Genomic DNA, 16465 nt, shown 5'->3' with positions numbered 1-16465 from the left:
TCGCATGCAACGCCGCGCGCGGGATGCGCTGATCGACAGCCAAATGTGAGGCCTTCGTTCCGGTTGATCCCATCTACGGTAATGAGCGGACGCTTACGGTCAGGCCGTTACTGTCCTCCGCAGGCTCCCAAAGCGCTGCCATCGCGGCGAGCGTCAAAAGAATGTACAACCCCTTATTGGCTATCAACTATCATTCGCAATAAGAGGGTTGATAGTGACGGGCAAATGAAAATGCGAATAAATCGCATTGGTATTATTTTTGGGGTGGAATATATTTGAGGCGCATTGTGGAGTGGCTAAGGACCCGAATGGGTGCACAAAACGGCGGAAGGGTACGCGGAGCGGCGAGGCGCCCGTGCAATCATCGACGCCGTCGCGCCTTGCCCGTAGCGTGTTGGAGCTGCGCCTGGTTTCGGCAGGGCGATTCAGTTTTTCCTGACATTCACAGGCCTGGTGATCCGGCTTCGGCTCAGCCCAGGATGCTCTGGCCCATTTCCAACCGCTTGCCGCTGGTCACGATGACGCGGTCGCCCAGTTTCGTCGCGGCGAACAGCTTGCGCGCGAAGCCGAACGGTACGCCGATACAGCCATGGGTCGCATTGCCATAGCGAACGTCGCTGGCGTGGATGGCGACCCCGTCATTGGTCAGCCGCAGCATATAGGGCATCGGGGCGTCGTAGAGGTTGGAGACATGGTCCGCATCCTTCTGAAGGATCGGGAACACGCCGAGCGGGGTCGGCATATTGTCAGCGCCGAAGATCATCGCCGCCGCACCGATCTCATGGCCGTCGCGGAAGATCGATACGACCTGCGCTGCCAGATCGACGGTGATGACCACCGGACCCTGCGGCGCGCCGCTTTCGTCCCAGACGAATTCGCCGTGATGCAGCGGCTTGTCGATCGGCAGGATGTGGCGGACGACGAAGGGAGCGGGTGTCGGGCTGGGTGTCGGCGACGGAGCGGTGGGCGCCGGCACGGCACTGGCCCTGGCGGCGACCGGGCCGCTGGGCGCGGTATTGGGCCGAGCGGCGTGGCGCGACAGCATCACGCCACCGCCCACCGCACCCAGGAGGATGGCGCCCGCGAGAAGTTGCAAGGGTCGCATCGATGCCATCCTAGGGCCAATCGACATTCATGCTACTCCTTTTTCTCTCTTTCCTGGATAGGAGAGAGAGTCAGCGGAGCTTGCCAGCGTGTTGGCTAGCGCAGCTTGAGTGAGGGGTTGAGCGAGCCGAAGGCTCGCACGCGCTCCGCGCGCACCGCTCACCCAGCTCCGACTGGGTTCAGGAGCTATTGGTCGACTTGCGTAAGGGGCGTCGGATTGATTCATTAGCAGCTAAGGCGCCGCTGATGAGTGACCTGTTCTGGCTGACGGATGAGCCGACGCGCCGGATCGAGCCATATTTTCCGTTGTCGCAGGGTGTGCCGCGCGTGGATGATCGGCGGATCGTGAGCGGCGTACGGTCCGCTCAAGACGATCTACAATCGGTTCATCCGCTGGAGCCGGATGGGGGTGTTCAACCGCATCTTTGCGGGGCTGGTGGCCGAGGCCGAGCCAGCAGACCAGCTGATGATCGACACCACCCACCTGAAGGCGCATCGGACAGCGGCCAGCCTGCTCAAAAAAGGGGTTCGAGCGATGCTCTCGATGTATCGGGCGTGCCAAGGGCGGTCTGAACTCCAAGCGGCACGCCGTTTGTGATGATCGTGGCCGCCCGCACGTCACGCTCCTTACCGAAGGGCAGATGAGCGACTACAAGAACGCTATCCTCATGTTCGAGGCGATGCCGGCCGCTCCGGTGCTACTCGCCGATCGCAGCTACGACGCCGACTGGTCCCGCCAGGCGCGCGGTGTACGCGGCACCGCTGCCTGTATCCCGTCACGCGAAGGTCGAAAATGCCGATCCCGCATGACGCCCTCCTCTACCGGCGCCGCCACAGGATCGAGGACATGTTGGCCGCCTCAGGAGCCTGCCCCGGCGAAGGCCGAGGACTGGCGAAGCATCCACACCCGCCATCGCCCTCGCCGCATCCGTCATCTTCTGGATCAATCGATGAATCTTGAGCCCAGCGCCTCCGCCTCATCCTGGCGAAGCTGGCCGCGCTGGCGCATACGGATGGGATGGTTCTCCTGATGGGGTGGATGAACCCGAGATACGCCGCGAACGTCCGACCGACGCCGCCGATCCGATCAATGTCCTGCCCGATCCTATCAAGGTGAGGCGGGGGGTGGTGCATCTGGAGCACGGCGGAGCTAAGGTTCCTTCCATGACGACGCTGTCCGACCTCGCCGAGCTGATAGAGCGCCACTGGTTCGTCCATGGTCGCGAAACCCCGATCCCGGGCCTGCTCATCACCCGTGCGGAGGAGCCGACCGGCATCATCCGATCGGTCTATAGGCCATCCTTCTGCCTCGTCGTGCAAGGTGCGAAGACGTCGGTCCTGGGGTCCACGCCCTATCATTATGCCCAAGGCCAGTGCTTGCTCGCTTCGGTCGACCTGCCGGTCACATCGCGCATCGTGCGGGCGAGCACGGCAGAGCCCTATCTCGCCCTATCGCTCGCGATCGAGCCCGCGAGCGTGGCCGAACTGGTCGCGGAGCAGGCCGGGCTGCAAGGCTCGGGCGCTGCCTTCAACGCGCTGTCGACCAGTGATCATGACCCGGCGTTGCGCGATCCTCTCAGGCGGTTACTCGAGCTGCTCGACCATCCGGCGGATCGGGCGGTGCTCGCCCCGCTGATCCGGCGTGAGATTGTGTGGCGGCTGCTCGGTGGGACGCTCGGACCGGCGCTGCGCCAGATGGGCCTTGTCGACACCCATGCCGCACGGATCGGGCGCGCGACGGCGTTCATCCGAGACCATTATGCGGAGACGTTGCGGGTGGCGGACCTCGCCGCGCTGGCGGGTATGAGCGTCCCCGGCTTCCACCGCCACTTCAAGGCGGTGACCACGATGACGCCGGTGCAGTTCCAGAAGCAGGTGCGGTTGCAGGAGGCGCGCCGCCGCCTGGTTGCCGCCCAGGATGTCGCGCGGGTCGGCTTTGCGATCGGCTATGAAAGCCTGTCACAGTTCAGCCGCGACTATCGCCGCCTTTTTGGCGTGCCACCCGGCCGCGATGCGGCGGCCCTTCGCGCGCTATTGGTGCCGGAGCCGACTTTGCCCTAATACTTGACTCGGTCAACAAACATGGTCCAGCATGGTGATCATGGAAGATGCAGACATCACCGCCATCCGTCGCTTCAACCGCTTCTATACCCAGACGATCGGCGCGCTCGACGCGCATTTCCTGGGCACCGAGGCGAGCCTGCCCGAAGCGCGGCTGTTGTTCGAGATCGCCACGCGCGAGCCGGTGACCGCAACCGTGTTGCAGGACGCCCTCGGCATGGATGCGGGCTATCTCAGCCGCCTGGTCGCGCGTTTCGAGAAACGCGGCTGGATCGTGCGCGAGCGGCGGGAGGACGACGCCCGCGCACGGGACCTGCGGCTGACCGAGCCGGGGCAGGCGGCCTTCGCGGTCGTCGACCAGCGGCAAAGCAGCGCGGTCGGCGACCTGCTCGGCACCGTGGAAGGTCAGGCGCGGCGCGATCTGATCGAGGCGTTGACGCGCGCTCGGCTGCTGCTCGACCCATTATCAGGCGGACCGTTCGTCATCCGCCCTTTCCGCACCGGCGAACCCGCACTGATCGCCGCCCGCCAGTCGGTGCTCTATGCCGAGAGCCATGGCTGGGGCCGCGAACTGGAGACGATCGAGAGCGAGGTGACGGCGACCTTTCTGCGTGACTTCGATCCGGCGCGCGAGCAATGCTGGATCGCCGAGATCGACGGCGTGATGGCGGGCGCGGTGTTCGTCACCGACGAAGGGGAGGGGATCGCACGGCTGCGCTTGCTCCATGTCGAGCCCTTTGCCCGCCGCCGGGGTATCGGCGATGCACTGGTCGAGCGCTGCGTCAGCTTCGCGCGGAAAACCGGCTACCGCGCATTGGTGCTGTGGACCCACACGGTGCTGGAGTCCGCGCGCCGCATCTATGCCGCGCACGGCTTCGTGTGTGTCGAGACGGCGATGCACGAAAGGTTCGGCGTTCCGCTTCAGGGGGAAACGTGGCGACTGGAACTGACGGCATGAGCAGTGGCCTGACCATCCGCCTAGCGACCGAAGCCGACCTAGGGGCGCTCCGCCAATTGATGACGCTGTCGATCGATCGCGGGCAGGCCGCGGTGCTCACCCCCAGGCAGATCGTGGCCAGCAGGGCGGTGATGGGGCTCGACACCCAATTGGTGCGCGACAGCACCTATTTCGTCGTCGAGGACCATGGGGTGCCAGTCGGCTGTGGCGGCTGGAGCCGGCGCGCGACGCTCTATGGCGGCGACCATAGCACCGACCTGCGCGACCCGGCGCTGCTCGATCCGGCCAAGGACGCCGCGCGCATCCGGGCCATGTATACGCACCCGGATCACGTCCGGCGCGGGATCGGCCGGATGATCCTTCACGCTTGCGAAAAGGCCGCGCAGGGCGAAGGCTTCGCCGCCGTCGAACTGATGGGAACGGTCGGCGGCGTGCTGCTCTATACGGCCTGCGGTTACGAGCCGGTCGAACGCGCTGATACGGAGGTCGACGGGGTGGTCGTGCCGCTGACCCGCATGCGCAAGCGGCTGCGTGATATGGCCTAGCGGGCCGGCGGCGAAAATTCCGGATGAGCACGTCGCACTGGCCATCGCTGTCTCGTCGTGGCGTCGGAACCCAGGGAGACCGACCATGACACCTGTGTCGCGAACCGGCACGCTCTGGTGCCCGAAGCGATCAAGGCTATGATGGCGCTGGAGCAGAGCTTCATGACGAGTGGGCTCGATCACAGTCTGCTGGAACTGGTGAAGTACCGCGTGTCGTAGATCAACGACTGTGCCTTCTGCCTGCGCATGCACTCGACCGATCTGCGCCGTCATGGCGAAAGCGAGCTGCGGCTGTACATGCTGAGCGCATGGCGGGAATCGACGCTCTATTCGGATCGCGAGCGGGCGGCGCTTGGCTGGGCGGAGGCGTTGACGCACTTGCCCTGTCGGACCTGCTGGCGGAGGACGTCGCGATCCATTCCGGCGGCGGCGGTCGTGTGATGGGGTCCCACAATATCGTTCGGGGTCTGGCAAAGGCGCGACGGCTGTTCGCAGAGCTACGTCGCGAGTATCCCAACGCGCCAGCAGAAGTGATCCGCTTCGCGAGAGTGATCCGCTTCGCGACGATCGACGGGCTGCCCGGCTATGTCAGCCGTGGGGGCGGCGACGGATCGCGGTGATCTATATCGTCCGCAATCCAGACAAACTGGCCCACGTCGCGGCGGCTCTTCAGGCCGGCCGAGCTGCCGCACGGGGCTGACGCCGGAGCGCCAGCAGCATCACGAGTGCTGCCGCCGCCATCGCCGCACCGGCCAGCGACACGACCGGCAGTCCCATTCCGGCACCGATCACACCTCCGCCTAGGGCCGCCCCAAAGGCGTTGCCGAGGTTGAACGCGCCGATATTCATCGCGGAGGCGAGATTCGGCGCGTCGAAAGCCGCGTCCATCACCCGCATCTGCAACGGCGGCACGATCGCGAAGCTGGCGATGCCCCAGATCAGGATGGCCACGGCGACGGCCCATGGCCATTGCATCACGCCCGCAAACACGACCAGCACCGTGGAGAGAACCGCGAAGCTGCCGATCAGCGTCCGCTCGATCGACCGATCGGCCAGTCGGCCGCCCAGCGTATTTCCGATCGTCAGCCCGATGCCGTAGAGCATCAGCATGGCTGTCACGAAGCCGGTCGATGCGTGCGTCTCCTCCCGCAGGATCGGGACGATATAGGTGAAGACGGTGAACATCGCGCTGGCCCCCACCACGGTCAGCGCCAGCGCCATCACCACCGGCCCGCGCGTCAGCACCCGCAGTTCGGCGCGCATGTCGCCGCCCTTGGTGGCAGGAAGCGGCGGTAGAGCGAGCCGCAGCGACAGCATGGCGACCGCGCCCACGCCCGCGATCCCGGCGAAGGCGGTACGCCAACCGATCGCCTCGCTGACCCAGGTCGCCGCCGGTACGCCGCCGATCGTGGCGACGGTCAACCCGGTGAACATCGCCGCCACCGCGCCCGCCCGCTTGTCCGGCGGCACGAGGCTGGCGGCAACCACCGAGCCGACGCCGAAGAAGGCGCCATGGTTGAACGAGGTGACGACCCGCGCCGCCATCAGCATCCAGTATCCGCCCGCCACTGCCGACAGCGCGTTGCCGAGCGTGAAGATGCCCATCAACGCGATCAGCAGTATCCGCCGGTCGATCCGCCCGGTGGTGAGCGTCATGAGCGGTGCGCCGATCAGCACGCCCATCGCATAGGCGCTGACCAGCAGCCCGGCGGCGGGGATCGACACATGCAGGTCGGCCGCGATCACCGGCAACATGCCCATCGGCGCGAACTCGGTCACGCCGATGCCAAAGGCACCGACCGCCAGCGCGAGCAATCCGAGGTTGAACTTCATGATCGTGGCTCCCGTCAAACCATCGATGGCGCGAGGCGGGCAAAACCCTCCTGCTGCCGATAGGGCGTGTGCGGATAGGGCGACAGCACGTCGCTCGCCGCATCGAGCGCGGCCACCTGCTCGGGCGACAGCGCCCAGCCGACCGCACCCAGATTGTCGCGCAACTGCGCCTCGTCGCGCGCGCCGATTATGACCGACGCCACGGTCGGCCGCCGCAGCAGCCAATTGATCGCGACCTGGGGCACGGTCTTGCCCGTCTCGGCCGCCACCGCCTCCAGCGCATCGACGACGCGGTAGAGATGCTCGGCCTCGACCGGCGGCGCGAACTGGGCGGTTTCGTGGAGGCGGCTCCCCGCCGGGATCGGCCGCCCGCGCCCGATCTTGCCGGTCAGCCGCCCCCAGCCGAGCGGGCTCCAGACCAGCGCGCCAACACCCTGGTCCGCCGCCAGCGGCATGAGGTCCCATTCATACGCACGGCCGATCAGCGAGTAATAGACCTGATGCGCGACGAGGCGCGGCCAGCCATGTCGGTCGGCGAGCGCTTGCGCCTTCATGATCTGCCAGCCGGGATAGCTGGAGACGCCGGCGTAACGCACCTTGCCGTCGGCGATCAGCCGGTCGAGCGTGCCCATCACCTCCTCGGTCGGCGTTGACGCGTCGAAGGCGTGAAGCTGAAGCAGGTCGATCCGGTCGGTGCCAAGCCGCCGCAATGCCGCCTCGACCGCGCCGATCAGCCGCGCCCGCGACGCGCCCCAGTCCTGCGGACCGTCACCCATCGGCAGGCCGGTCTTGGTCGAGATCAGGACGGCATCGCGCCGCCCCTTGATTGCTTCGCCCAGCACCTGTTCCGATGCGCCGTCCGAATAGACGTCGGCGGTGTCGAACAGCGTGACTCCGGCGTCGAGGCAGATGTCGACCAGCCGCCGCGCCTCGCTGGCGTCACTTGTGCCCCAGGCGCTGAACAGCGGTCCCTTGCCACCGAAAGTCCCCGCGCCGAACGACAGCACTGGAACGCGCAGGCCGGACGATCCCAATTGCCTATATTCCATAACACCTCCTTTGCGAATGTCATTGTCAGACGCATAGATGGCCGGTGAAGGAGCACGGCGGAACCGCCCGCCGGTGCAAAGGATCTATGCCTTGGACGCAAAGATAATCGGCAACGACGATCGGGCCCGCTCCCTTGCCCTTTTCGCCAGCGTTGTGGAGGAGGGCAGCTTCTCCGCCGCCGGCCGCACGCTCGGGCTGACGCCATCGGCGGTGGCGCGGGCGATCGACCGGATCGAGGCGCGGCTGGGCGTCCGGCTGCTGCTCCGGTCAACCCGCGCGTTGACGCTGACCGCCGAGGGGCAGGCCTATCTGCTCGCAGCCCGGCGTATCCTCGCCGATCTCGACGATGCCGAGCAGCAGATCGCCGACCAGGGCGCACCGCGCGGACGGCTGCGGATCAGTGCGGCGCTGGCGCACGGCCGGTTGTGCGTCGTCCCGCTGCTCGGTGACTTCGCGCGCGCCTATCCGCACATCCTGATCGATATCGCGCTGACCGACACGCTGGTCGACATCGCTGGCGGACAGGCCGATGTCGCGATCCGCTTCGGCCCGCTTGCCGACAGCGGACTCACCGCGCGAAAACTGTCCGTGGCCCGGCGGGTGATCGTGGCGTCCCCCGATTATCTGGCGCGGGCTGGCACGCCCAGGGTTCCGGAGGACCTGCACGCCCATAACTGCCTCAACTTCAACTTTCGCCGCGCCGAGCCGATCTGGCCGTTCCGCCGTGACGGAAAGGATTTCACACTGTCGGTCGACGGCGGCATCGTCGCCAACAATGGCGAGACGCTAGGCCATCTCGCCGCCGCGGGCGTCGGCATCACCCGCGTCGGCCGCTTCAGCGTCGCGGCGGAGATTGCGGATGGACGGCTCGTCCCGCTCTTGGAGGAATATAATCCCGGCGACGTCGAGCTGATCCACGCCGTCTTCGTCGGCGGCTCCACCACCCCGGCACGCGTGCGGGTGTTCGTTGACTTTCTTGTCGAACGGCTAGGCAGCCCAGTCGGGTGACCGGCTTGATACCGCCGACCGCAGGAAGGCGGAGAGCCGATCATCGTCGCTCATCGCGACATTGAAGCGCAGATGATCGCGCCAGCCACCGCTGGTACTGAACACCGGGCCCGGTGCCAGCACGATACTCTCGGCGAGGGCGCGGCGCGCAAGGTCGACGGCGTCGACACCGTCCGGCAAGCGCGCCCATAGGAACAGGCCAGATGAAGGCTCCATCCACGGCTCGATACCGACCGCGCGCAGTCGTTTGGCGACTTTGGCGGTGGCCCGGGCCAGTCGGGTACGGACACCGTCGACGTGACGCCGATAGCTACCATCGGTCAGCACCGCATGGAGTAGGTTGGCGGCGAGCGGACTGCCCGCCATCGACGTCGCGATTCGCAGGTCGGCCAGCCCATCGATCCAGTCGGGCCGCGCCGCGATATGGCCACAGCGCACCGCTGCCGACAGCGATTTCGAGAAGCTGCCGATGCGGATCGTCCGGTCGAGCCCGTCGAAAGCCGCCAGCCGTGGCGACGGCGTGTGCTCGAAGTCGGCGAAGATATCGTCCTCGACGACGACCATGTCATGCGCCTCGGCGATCTTGAGCAGCCGGTGTGCGGTGGCGGCGGCGAGCGACGCGCCGGTTGGGTTATGGATGCCCGAGTTCGTCAGATAGAAGCGCGGCCGATGCGTTGCGGCGGCCTCGGCGAAGGCGGTGACGTCCGGCCCGGTGGGTGTCATCGGCACACCGACCACATTGGCCCGGTGTGCCCGCAGAAGCGCGAGGAAGTTGAAGTAGCACGGGTCGTCGACCAGCACGGTATCACCGGGCTGAAGCAGAAACCGGCACACGAGATCGAGCGCATGGGTGCCGCTGTCGGTCAGCAGGATCTGGTCGGGGCCGGCTTCAATCCCCTGATCCGCCATCCGCCTCGCCAGCAATGCCCGGAGTGGGGGCGAACCCAAGGGGGACGCATAGCCCGCCAGTGTGCCGTTCTCATCGGATCGCGCCGCCCCGCGCATCGCCTTGCGGAGGGCATCGCCCGCCAGCCAGTCGTCGGGCAGCCAGCCGCATCCCGGCATCAATTCATGGCGCCGCTCGCCCAGCGACTGGCGCAGCATCCAGAGTGGATCGACCTCGCGCTCCTTCGTGCTGGCCAGCCGATCCAACGCCAGCGGGGCCAAGGGAGCGGCGACATAAAAGCCGGATCCCGGTCGCGAGCGAATGACGCCTTCGGCCGCGAGGCGGTCATAGGCCTCGACCACCGTCGAGCGGGCGACGCCGCTTGTCTCGGCCATGGCGCGGATCGACGGCAGCCGTCCGCCCGGCGTCAGCGTGCGGGCGTCGATCCGGTCACGGATCGCGCGGACCACCATGCCGGTCCGGGTTTCGTCGGGCGCGCTAGCCATCGTACTGCCAATCTCATCAATACAGTTCGGCATGATCGTACCGATGTGTATCTGTCGTTGCCAGTCGTCGCGCGATAGTACGAGCTAACATCAACAGGAGATGACCGTGACCCGCCCATTCCGCCTCGTCGACGTATTCGGCACCGATCCGCTGACCGGCAATCCCTTGGCCGTCATCGCCGATGCCGATGGCCTGACGACGGACGAGATGCAGGCGATCGCGAGCTGGCTGAATTTTTCGGAGACGACCTTCCTGCTGCCGCCGACCGATCCATCGGCCGACTATCGCGTGCGCATCTTCACCATGGCGCACGAACTGCCCTTCGCCGGGCACCCGACCTTGGGCAGCGCCCATGCGTGGGCGGAAGCGGGCGGACAGCCGAAGCAGGACGGCGTGATCGTGCAGGAATGCGGCGTCGGGCTGGTGACCATCCGGCGCGATGGCGACCAGCTTGCTTTTGCCGCCCCACCGCTGCTGCGCGGCGGCACGCCAACCGAGGCGGAGATTGCACAGGTTGCTGATCTGCTGCGGATCGACCGTACGGCAATCGTCGATGCCGCCTGGGCCGACAACGGCCCCGGTTGGATCGCGGTCATGCTGGAGTCGGCGGAGGCGGTGCTGGCGGTCGAGCCGGCGCGGCACCACCCCGAGCATATCGACATCGGCATCGTCGGACCGCATGCGCCCGGCAGCGAGGTCGCGTTTGAACTGCGCGCGCTCTTCACCGACGCGCATGGCGGGCTGATCGAGGACCCGGTGACCGGCAGCCTCAACGCATCCGTCGGCCAGTGGTTGTTCGCCAGCGGTCGGGCCAGTGGCAGCTATCTCGCCGCGCAGGGCACGCGCCTCGGACGGAGCGGGCGTATCCATGTCTCGCAGGATGAGACCGGCCAGGTTTGGGTCGCCGGTGCGACGCGGACTTTGTTCTCCGGGCGGACGCAAGGGTGATGCAGGTCGCGGTCCTGACCTTCGACGGCTTCAACGAACTGGATTCGTTCGTGGCCGCCGCGATCATCAACCGGCTGCGCCCGCATGGCTGGGCCGCGCACATCACCGCACCGACCGAGACGGTGACGTCGTTGAACGGCGTCACCGTCCATCGCCAACGGCCGCTCGAATTTCTCGAGGAGGCGGATGCGGTGCTGATCGGCAGCGGTGTCCGCACGCGGGAGATCGCCGACGATCCGGCGATGCTCGCCCGGGTTCGCCTCGATCCAACGCAGCAATTGATCGCGGCGCAATGTTCGGGGACGCTGTTGTTAGCCAGGCTCGGCCTGATCGGCGACCTGACCGCGTGCACCGACCTCACCACCAAGCCATGGGTGGTGGAGGCCGGTGTCACCGTCATCGACACACCGTTCGCCGCTCATGGCAATGTCGCGACGGCGGGCGGTTGTCTTGCCGCGCCCTATCTCGCCGCATGGCTGATCGCGCGCGGAGGCGAGCCCGAACTGGCACGAGAGGCACTTCGTTACGTCGCGCCGGTCGGCGAGAAGGCGCGCTTCGTCGACCATGCCATGGCGGTCGTCGCGGGCGAGTTGGCGTTCGCCTGACCCGCCCGCGCGCTCAGTTCGTTGAGAGCCGTCTTGAGCTTTACGCCTGTTGGCCTTCCCAGCCTTCCAGGACGATCTTGCCCCGCGTGGTGGCGCTCTCGATCCGGCGGTGCGCCTCGATCAGGTTGGCGGCATTGATCGGCGAGAGCGTGTCGGTCGCCGTGGTGCGAATGCGCCCCTCGTCCACCAGTTCGGCCACCACGTCCAACAGTCGCCCCTGCTCGCCGACGTCCGGTGTGTCGAAGAGCGACCGCGTGAACATCAGTTCCCAATGGACCGACACCGCCTTGCGCTTGAAGGCGACGATGTCGAAGCTGGCGGGATCGTCGATCAGCGCGAAGCGCCCCTGCGGCGCGATCAGCTCGGCGATGTCGGCCAGATGGCGATCGGTATGGGTGGTCGAGAAGACGAAGGCGGGCGCGCCGATCTCCAGCGCGGCGATCTGCGGTGCCATCGGCCGGGAATGATCGATGACATGATGCGCGCCGAGGTCGCGCACCCAGCCTTCCGTCTCGGCGCGCGAGGCGGTGGCGATCACGGTCAGGTCGGTGCGGGCCCGCGCGATCTGGATCGCCGCGGAACCGACGCCGCCCGCGCCGCCGATGATCAGGATGGCACGGGCGCCGCCGGCCGGCTGGTCGTCGACCTTCAATCGGTCGAACAGGGTTTCCCACGCCGTGATGGCCGTCAGCGGCAACGCCGCCGCCTCGGCGAAGCCGATGCTGCGGGGGCGATGGCCGACGATCCGCTCGTCGACCAGCTGATATTCGGCATTGCTGCCGTCGCGCATCAGGTCGCCCGCATAGAAGACCTCGTCACCCATCTTGAAGCGGGTGGCCTCCGGGCCGACCGCCTCGACTACGCCCGCTGCGTCCCAGCCGAGGATGCGCTCGTCCCGCCCGTCGAATGGCGCGGCGCCAGTGCGAACCTTCGCGTCGACCGGGTTCACCGAGATGGCCCGAACCGCGACCAGAATGTCGCGCCCGGTCGGAACGGGTCGTGGCATTTCGACCTCGACAAGGGCTTCGTCCCGGTCAATCGGGCCGGGCTGGCGATAGGCTATGGCGCGCATGGGTCTTGCTCCTTCTGCTGACGCACGCGAGATAGGGACGGTGTCAGCTTATGTCGTAGGCACAAAAAACGCCCATAGTGTTGAAAAGGATACCGCCCCGATGGCGAAAGCCCGTCACTGCCGCCTCGATTGTACCCCGGGCTGCGCCGTCGAGGCGGCGGTGAGCCTGATCGACGGCAAGTGGAAGGCGGTGATCCTCTACCATCTGCAGGACGGACGCACGCGCTTCAATGAGTTGCGCCGCCGTGCCGGGGACGTGACGCCGCGCATGCTGACCAATCAGTTGCGCGAGTTGGAAGCCGATGGCCTGATCGAGCGCGAGGTCTTCGCCCAAGTGCCGCCCCGCGTCGAATACAGCCTATCGGACCGTGGCCGATCATTGTCGCCGATCATCGCAGCGCTGAAGGACTGGGGCGACGCGAACATGGATCTCTTTGCACGGCGGTAATCATTCGGCCGATGCGCTGACTGACTTTGCTGACACCGCGTGAACTTCCCCCAACGCGGTGAGCGTCTTGTTCGACCGGGAAGGGCGACCCGATCCTACCCCCGCGTCCCCGCGATATAGCGCGAGACATTGTCGGCCAGGACGTTCAACGGCACATTGCCCCCGTCCACCACGGCCTGGTCGAAATCACGCAGGTCGTAGCGGGGGCCGAGCGCCGCCTTGGCACGGGCGCGTTGGGCCACGATTTCGGCGCGGCCGACCTCATAGCCGCAGGCCTGACCCGGCCACGCGCAATAGCGGTCCACCTCGCTCACCGCATTGCTGCGGGGCAGGCCGGTGGCGGCGATGAACTCGGTCAGCGCCTGGTCGCGCGACCAGCCGATGGCGTGGATGCCGGTATCGACGATCAGCCGCACCGCCCGCCAGGCCAGCCCCATCAGATACCCCAACCGCCCGGCCGGATCGTCGGCATACATGCCCAGTTCATCCGCGAGTTGCTCGGCATAGAGCGCCCAGCCCTCCGAATAGGCGTTGAAAGCCAGAATCGAGCGGATGAGCGGCAAGGCCTGCGCATATTCGCCTTGCCAGACATGGCCCGGAATCCCTTCGTGATAGACCAGGTCGGGGATGGTCACACGGTTGTGGATGGTCGGGTCCCCCAGATTGACCCAGACCTTGCCCGGCTCTCGCGCGTCGATCGTGCCGGGTCCGCCATAGGCCGCCGGAGCCCCCGCTTCCTGGGCGAGCGGCATGCGACGGATCTCCAGATGCCCGCGCGCCAGGCGGCGGAACGCATCGGGCAGGCGGGGCCGGATCGCGTCGATCCGCGCCTGCATATAGGCGACGATCTGCTTACGCCCCTCGTCATTGTCGGGAAAGCCGATGCCCGGCCGACGCTGATAGGCAATGGCGCGCTCTGCGACGCTGCCCTGGGTCAGGCCTTCCTTGCGCAGGATCGCGTCCATTTGCGCCTGAAGATCGGCCAGGCGCGCGCGACCCATCTGGTGGAGCTCGGTCGGACTGCGGCGGATGGTCGTGCTCGCACGCAAGCCCCAGTCGTACCATTCGGGACCATGGGGGCGGCTGCCCATTCCTGCGGCATCGGTCGCGACCGCGCGCTGGGCGCGCAACTCGGCCAGCTGTCGCTCCAGCGCGGGCAGGATGCCCGAGCGCACGATCCGCGTCGCGCGAGCCGTCCAGTCGCCGGGGATCGCCCGTGTCTTGCGCGCCAGAGGCCCCACCAGCGGGCCGTCGGCATTCGCCGCCTCGGCGATGGTGCGGGTCATGCCGGTGATCGTCTTGTCGAGCAGGAAGGCGGGCGGAACCAGCCCCTGTTCGCGCGCTTGGCGGATACGCACCGTCTCGCCGTCCAATTGCGCTGCCATGGCGGCCAGGCGGGCGAGATAGGCCTCGGCATCGGCGGCATTGCGCACAGGCTGGTCGCCGTCCAGCATCTGCGGCACGTCGAGCCACGCGCCGACATTTTGGATGACGCCATAGGGCGTGTTGCGCCAGTCGCCGATGGTCGCAACGCCGTAAGGCAGCGCCATGCCGTCGAGCGCGGTCCGGAAGGCGGTTTCGACCACCGCGATGCTGGTCGCGGTCGAGGAGTCCAGCCCCGTACGGGGCAATCGCGCCAGTTCCTTCCGGCTTTGGGTCAGGAAACGCTGGCGTGCGGCCAGCCCAGCGGGCGAGCGATCCTCCAATCGCCGCCGGAGATCGGCCTGCGCGCCTTCGTCCACCCCCAGCGACGTCGCCCGCTCCGGGATCAATGGCAGTAGGCCCTGCGCGATCCGGTCGAGCAGCGCGGTGGCATTCGTGGGCGGCACTGCCCCATGCAGGGCGGTCGCGGCGGTCAGGGCGGTGGCGCCGGCCAGGGTGTCGCGGCGCGAGAAAAGCTGGGTCATGCGATAGTGATGACCAGCCGTCCCGCTCCCGTCAAATGCTCGTGACCGCTCAGGCATTCTTCCCTTTTGTCGAGCGTAAGGTGAAGGGAACTCAACATGCTCGGTGGCCTGTTGTACCCGCTCAGGGCTGACGACGGCTTCCCATGGCGAGCAGTGCGAAGCACAGCAGGCTTGCGCCATGCAGCAGATAATGGACCGGGCGCGCGGTGCCGGACATCATCAACAGCGCGATATCCCCCGCCGGAATGACGAGCGTTGCCGTCAGTATGATGGTCAGCGCCCGCCACCGCGCCGACAAGGTCAGCCCGAGCAGATACAGTGCCAGCGCCACATCCCGCAGTCCGATGGCCCGGACGAAGGTCGTCGCGGCGACGTCGCGGGTCGGCGCACCGTAGAAACTCGCGCCCGCCCGCGGCATCGCCAGGAAGAACAGCCCCAACAGCAGGAACACCAGCGACACCGCGATGATCGTGATCGCGAACGGACGGAACCTCGTCATCGGCGTCCTTCCATCGAGCGATTGCGCTCTTCCTACAAAGAGTCACGGGAACTTCCGTTCCGCGCCTTCGCTGCTGTACCGAGAACAGGAGAAAAGCGATGAGCACAGCCATTCGGGATACCAAGCCCGGCGACCCGTCGCGGTTGCCCGATCCGACGGTCGAGGCCCAGCGTCCGGCGCCGCCGCGCAAGACGTGGCTGATCGGCGCGGCGGCGGCGGGCGTGGTCACGGTTGCTCTGTGGCTGGCGCGCGGATCGGCACGGGGGAAGGGGGCGGTCGTCTATCCCCCGGTGGACATGTTGAAGCCCGTCGCGCCCGATATCTGGATCGTCGACAGCGGCCCGATCAATGCAATGGGCCTGACGTTGCCGGTGCGGATGACGGTCGTCCGGCTGAAGGACGGCGGGCTGTGGCTCCATTCGCCGACCCGCCACACGCCCGCGCTGGAACGGGCGCTGGCGGAGCTGGGACCGGTGCGGCATCTGGTCGCACCGACCGTCGCCCATTGGACGTTCCTGGAGGCGTGGCAACGGGCCTGTCCCGACGCGACCAGTTGGGCGGTACCGGCGCTTCGCGATCGCGGTGCGGTCCGGCGATCTGGGGTGCGGATCGACCGCGATTTGCTGGATACGGCTCCGGCGGAATGGGCCGACGCGATCGGCCAGGGGATAGTTCGGGGCGGTGCGGGCTTCGAGGAAGCCTGGTTCCTCCACCGGGACAGCCGCACCCTGATACTCGCCGACCTGATCGAGAATCTCGAACCCGCCAAATTGCCGCCCGTCACCGCCGCGATGATGTGCGCGACGCTGGCGACCCGCGCGACGACGGGCGTCCATGTCCGTGCGGCGCTGACCTTGGGCGGGGAAGCCGCGCGGGCAGCGATCCGCCGCATGGTCGCGACCGCGCCGGAGCGGGTGATCTTCGCCCATGGCACCCCGTTCGACAGCGACGGCGCGGCGCGGTTGTGGCAGGCCTTCGACTGGATTGCCCCTGGCGGTGCTGTCCCCGTGCCGGGATAGGCACAGGATACCCCT

Annotated in this window: 17 protein-coding genes and 2 pseudogenes; 12 read left to right on the top strand and 7 right to left on the bottom strand. The window is 67.1% G+C overall.

Going from position 1 to position 16465, the window contains the following annotated elements; all coding sequences use genetic code 11:
* Positions 1–469 precede the first annotated feature (469 nt).
* Positions 470–1105, bottom strand: coding sequence for a L,D-transpeptidase family protein (locus tag SM191_RS13135; RefSeq protein ID WP_341506588.1), 636 nt, complete (start codon positions 1103–1105; stop codon positions 470–472).
* Positions 1106–1350: 245 nt separating this feature from the next.
* Between SM191_RS13135 and SM191_RS13130 the strand changes: the two are divergent.
* From SM191_RS13130 to SM191_RS13100, 7 genes and pseudogenes are all read left to right on the top strand, one after another.
* Positions 1351–2058 (top strand): annotated as a pseudogene (locus SM191_RS13130) (IS5 family transposase).
* 210 nt (positions 2059–2268) lie between these two features.
* Positions 2269–3165 carry an AraC family transcriptional regulator gene (locus tag SM191_RS13125; RefSeq protein ID WP_341506587.1) on the top strand — a complete coding sequence of 299 codons (897 nt, stop codon included), beginning with the start codon at positions 2269–2271 and terminating at the stop codon, positions 3163–3165.
* 40 nt (positions 3166–3205) lie between these two features.
* On the top strand, positions 3206–4123 hold the full coding sequence (locus SM191_RS13120; RefSeq protein ID WP_341506586.1) for a bifunctional helix-turn-helix transcriptional regulator/GNAT family N-acetyltransferase: 918 nt from the start codon (positions 3206–3208) through the stop codon (positions 4121–4123).
* Complete coding sequence (locus SM191_RS13115; protein ID WP_341506591.1) at positions 4120–4668, top strand: GNAT family N-acetyltransferase; 549 nt, start codon at positions 4120–4122, stop codon at positions 4666–4668. The genes SM191_RS13120 and SM191_RS13115 overlap by 4 nt, the downstream gene beginning before the upstream one ends.
* Positions 4669–4725: 57 nt before the next feature.
* Positions 4726–4887: a hypothetical protein gene (locus SM191_RS13110; RefSeq protein WP_341506585.1), complete on the top strand. Its 162-nt coding sequence runs from the start codon at positions 4726–4728 to the stop codon at positions 4885–4887.
* Positions 4888–4914: 27 nt separating this feature from the next.
* Positions 4915–4977 (top strand): annotated as a pseudogene (locus SM191_RS13105) (carboxymuconolactone decarboxylase family protein); the annotation flags it as partial.
* Positions 4977–5288 carry a hypothetical protein gene (locus tag SM191_RS13100; RefSeq protein WP_341506592.1) on the top strand — a complete coding sequence of 104 codons (312 nt, stop codon included), beginning with the start codon at positions 4977–4979 and terminating at the stop codon, positions 5286–5288. The pseudogene SM191_RS13105 and the gene SM191_RS13100, both read left to right, overlap by 1 nt.
* 49 nt (positions 5289–5337) lie before the next feature.
* Here the strand turns inward: SM191_RS13100 and SM191_RS13095 are convergent, their stop codons facing one another.
* Positions 5338–6501 carry an MFS transporter gene (locus tag SM191_RS13095; RefSeq protein WP_341506584.1) on the bottom strand — a complete coding sequence of 388 codons (1164 nt, stop codon included), beginning with the start codon at positions 6499–6501 and terminating at the stop codon, positions 5338–5340.
* A 14-nt stretch (positions 6502–6515) separates the two neighbouring features.
* Positions 6516–7550, bottom strand: a complete 1035-nt coding sequence (locus SM191_RS13090; RefSeq protein WP_341506583.1) for an aldo/keto reductase — start codon at positions 7548–7550, stop codon at positions 6516–6518.
* Positions 7551–7641: 91 nt separating this feature from the next.
* Here SM191_RS13090 and SM191_RS13085 point away from each other — a divergent pair, with 91 nt between their 5' ends.
* Entirely contained in the window at positions 7642–8559 is a 918-nt protein-coding gene (locus SM191_RS13085) for a LysR family transcriptional regulator (protein ID WP_341506582.1), read from the top strand.
* On the opposite strand, the gene SM191_RS13080 is transcribed toward SM191_RS13085, so the two are convergent.
* Positions 8539–9951, bottom strand: coding sequence for an aminotransferase-like domain-containing protein (locus SM191_RS13080; protein ID WP_341506581.1), 1413 nt, complete (start codon positions 9949–9951; stop codon positions 8539–8541). The two genes, SM191_RS13085 and SM191_RS13080, sit on opposite strands and share 21 nt — an antisense overlap.
* 106 nt (positions 9952–10057) lie before the next feature.
* Between SM191_RS13080 and SM191_RS13075 the strand changes: the two genes are divergently transcribed.
* Together SM191_RS13075 and SM191_RS13070 are read left to right on the top strand one after the other, a co-directional pair.
* Positions 10058–10900, top strand: a complete 843-nt coding sequence (locus SM191_RS13075) for a PhzF family phenazine biosynthesis protein (RefSeq protein WP_341506580.1) — start codon at positions 10058–10060, stop codon at positions 10898–10900.
* Positions 10900–11505 (top strand): DJ-1/PfpI family protein, encoded by a 606-nt coding sequence (locus tag SM191_RS13070; protein ID WP_341506579.1) that lies wholly within the window; start codon positions 10900–10902, stop codon positions 11503–11505. The genes SM191_RS13075 and SM191_RS13070 overlap by 1 nt, the downstream gene beginning before the upstream one ends.
* 40 nt (positions 11506–11545) lie before the next feature.
* Here SM191_RS13070 and SM191_RS13065 read toward each other — a convergent pair whose 3' ends face one another.
* Positions 11546–12577 carry a zinc-binding alcohol dehydrogenase family protein gene (locus SM191_RS13065; RefSeq protein WP_341506578.1) on the bottom strand — a complete coding sequence of 344 codons (1032 nt, stop codon included), beginning with the start codon at positions 12575–12577 and terminating at the stop codon, positions 11546–11548.
* Between the two features lie 100 nt (positions 12578–12677).
* On the opposite strand from SM191_RS13065, the gene SM191_RS13060 reads away from it, so the two are divergent.
* On the top strand, positions 12678–13025 hold the full coding sequence (locus SM191_RS13060) for a winged helix-turn-helix transcriptional regulator (RefSeq protein WP_341506577.1): 348 nt from the start codon (positions 12678–12680) through the stop codon (positions 13023–13025).
* 95 nt (positions 13026–13120) lie between these two features.
* Here the strand turns inward: SM191_RS13060 and SM191_RS13055 are convergent, their stop codons facing one another.
* Together SM191_RS13055 and SM191_RS13050 are read right to left on the bottom strand one after the other, a co-directional pair.
* Positions 13121–14932 (bottom strand): DUF885 domain-containing protein, encoded by a 1812-nt coding sequence (locus SM191_RS13055; protein ID WP_341506576.1) that lies wholly within the window; start codon positions 14930–14932, stop codon positions 13121–13123.
* A gap of 121 nt (positions 14933–15053) precedes the next feature.
* On the bottom strand, positions 15054–15431 hold the full coding sequence (locus tag SM191_RS13050) for a DUF4267 domain-containing protein (RefSeq protein ID WP_341506575.1): 378 nt from the start codon (positions 15429–15431) through the stop codon (positions 15054–15056).
* A 98-nt stretch (positions 15432–15529) separates the two neighbouring features.
* On the opposite strand from SM191_RS13050, the gene SM191_RS13045 reads away from it, so the two are divergent.
* Positions 15530–16450, top strand: a complete 921-nt coding sequence (locus SM191_RS13045; protein ID WP_341506574.1) for a DUF4336 domain-containing protein — start codon at positions 15530–15532, stop codon at positions 16448–16450.
* Positions 16451–16465 lie beyond the last annotated feature (15 nt).

This window comes from Sphingomonas sp. 2378, from assembly GCF_038084995.1.
GTDB lineage: Bacteria > Pseudomonadota > Alphaproteobacteria > Sphingomonadales > Sphingomonadaceae > Sphingomonas.
Note: the sequence above shows the minus strand (reverse complement) of the source record. Positions and strands in the feature narration are given on the sequence as shown.

What these genes read in the sequence shown, in the direction of transcription:
- SM191_RS13135 (WP_341506588.1), bottom strand. Translation starts at nt 1,105, where the DNA reads ATGCGACCCTTGCAACTTCTCGCGGGCGCCATCCTCCTGGGTGCGGTG.
- SM191_RS13125 (WP_341506587.1), top strand. Translation starts at nt 2,269, where the DNA reads ATGACGACGCTGTCCGACCTCGCCGAGCTGATAGAGCGCCACTGGTTC.
- SM191_RS13120 (WP_341506586.1), top strand. Translation starts at nt 3,206, where the DNA reads ATGGAAGATGCAGACATCACCGCCATCCGTCGCTTCAACCGCTTCTAT.
- SM191_RS13115 (WP_341506591.1), top strand. Translation starts at nt 4,120, where the DNA reads ATGAGCAGTGGCCTGACCATCCGCCTAGCGACCGAAGCCGACCTAGGG.
- SM191_RS13100 (WP_341506592.1), top strand. Translation starts at nt 4,977, where the DNA reads ATGGCGGGAATCGACGCTCTATTCGGATCGCGAGCGGGCGGCGCTTGG.
- SM191_RS13095 (WP_341506584.1), bottom strand. Translation starts at nt 6,501, where the DNA reads ATGAAGTTCAACCTCGGATTGCTCGCGCTGGCGGTCGGTGCCTTTGGC.
- SM191_RS13090 (WP_341506583.1), bottom strand. Translation starts at nt 7,550, where the DNA reads ATGGAATATAGGCAATTGGGATCGTCCGGCCTGCGCGTTCCAGTGCTG.
- SM191_RS13080 (WP_341506581.1), bottom strand. Translation starts at nt 9,951, where the DNA reads ATGGCTAGCGCGCCCGACGAAACCCGGACCGGCATGGTGGTCCGCGCG.
- SM191_RS13070 (WP_341506579.1), top strand. Translation starts at nt 10,900, where the DNA reads ATGCAGGTCGCGGTCCTGACCTTCGACGGCTTCAACGAACTGGATTCG.
- SM191_RS13065 (WP_341506578.1), bottom strand. Translation starts at nt 12,577, where the DNA reads ATGCGCGCCATAGCCTATCGCCAGCCCGGCCCGATTGACCGGGACGAA.
- SM191_RS13060 (WP_341506577.1), top strand. Translation starts at nt 12,678, where the DNA reads ATGGCGAAAGCCCGTCACTGCCGCCTCGATTGTACCCCGGGCTGCGCC.
- SM191_RS13055 (WP_341506576.1), bottom strand. Translation starts at nt 14,932, where the DNA reads ATGACCCAGCTTTTCTCGCGCCGCGACACCCTGGCCGGCGCCACCGCC.
- SM191_RS13050 (WP_341506575.1), bottom strand. Translation starts at nt 15,431, where the DNA reads ATGACGAGGTTCCGTCCGTTCGCGATCACGATCATCGCGGTGTCGCTG.
- SM191_RS13045 (WP_341506574.1), top strand. Translation starts at nt 15,530, where the DNA reads ATGAGCACAGCCATTCGGGATACCAAGCCCGGCGACCCGTCGCGGTTG.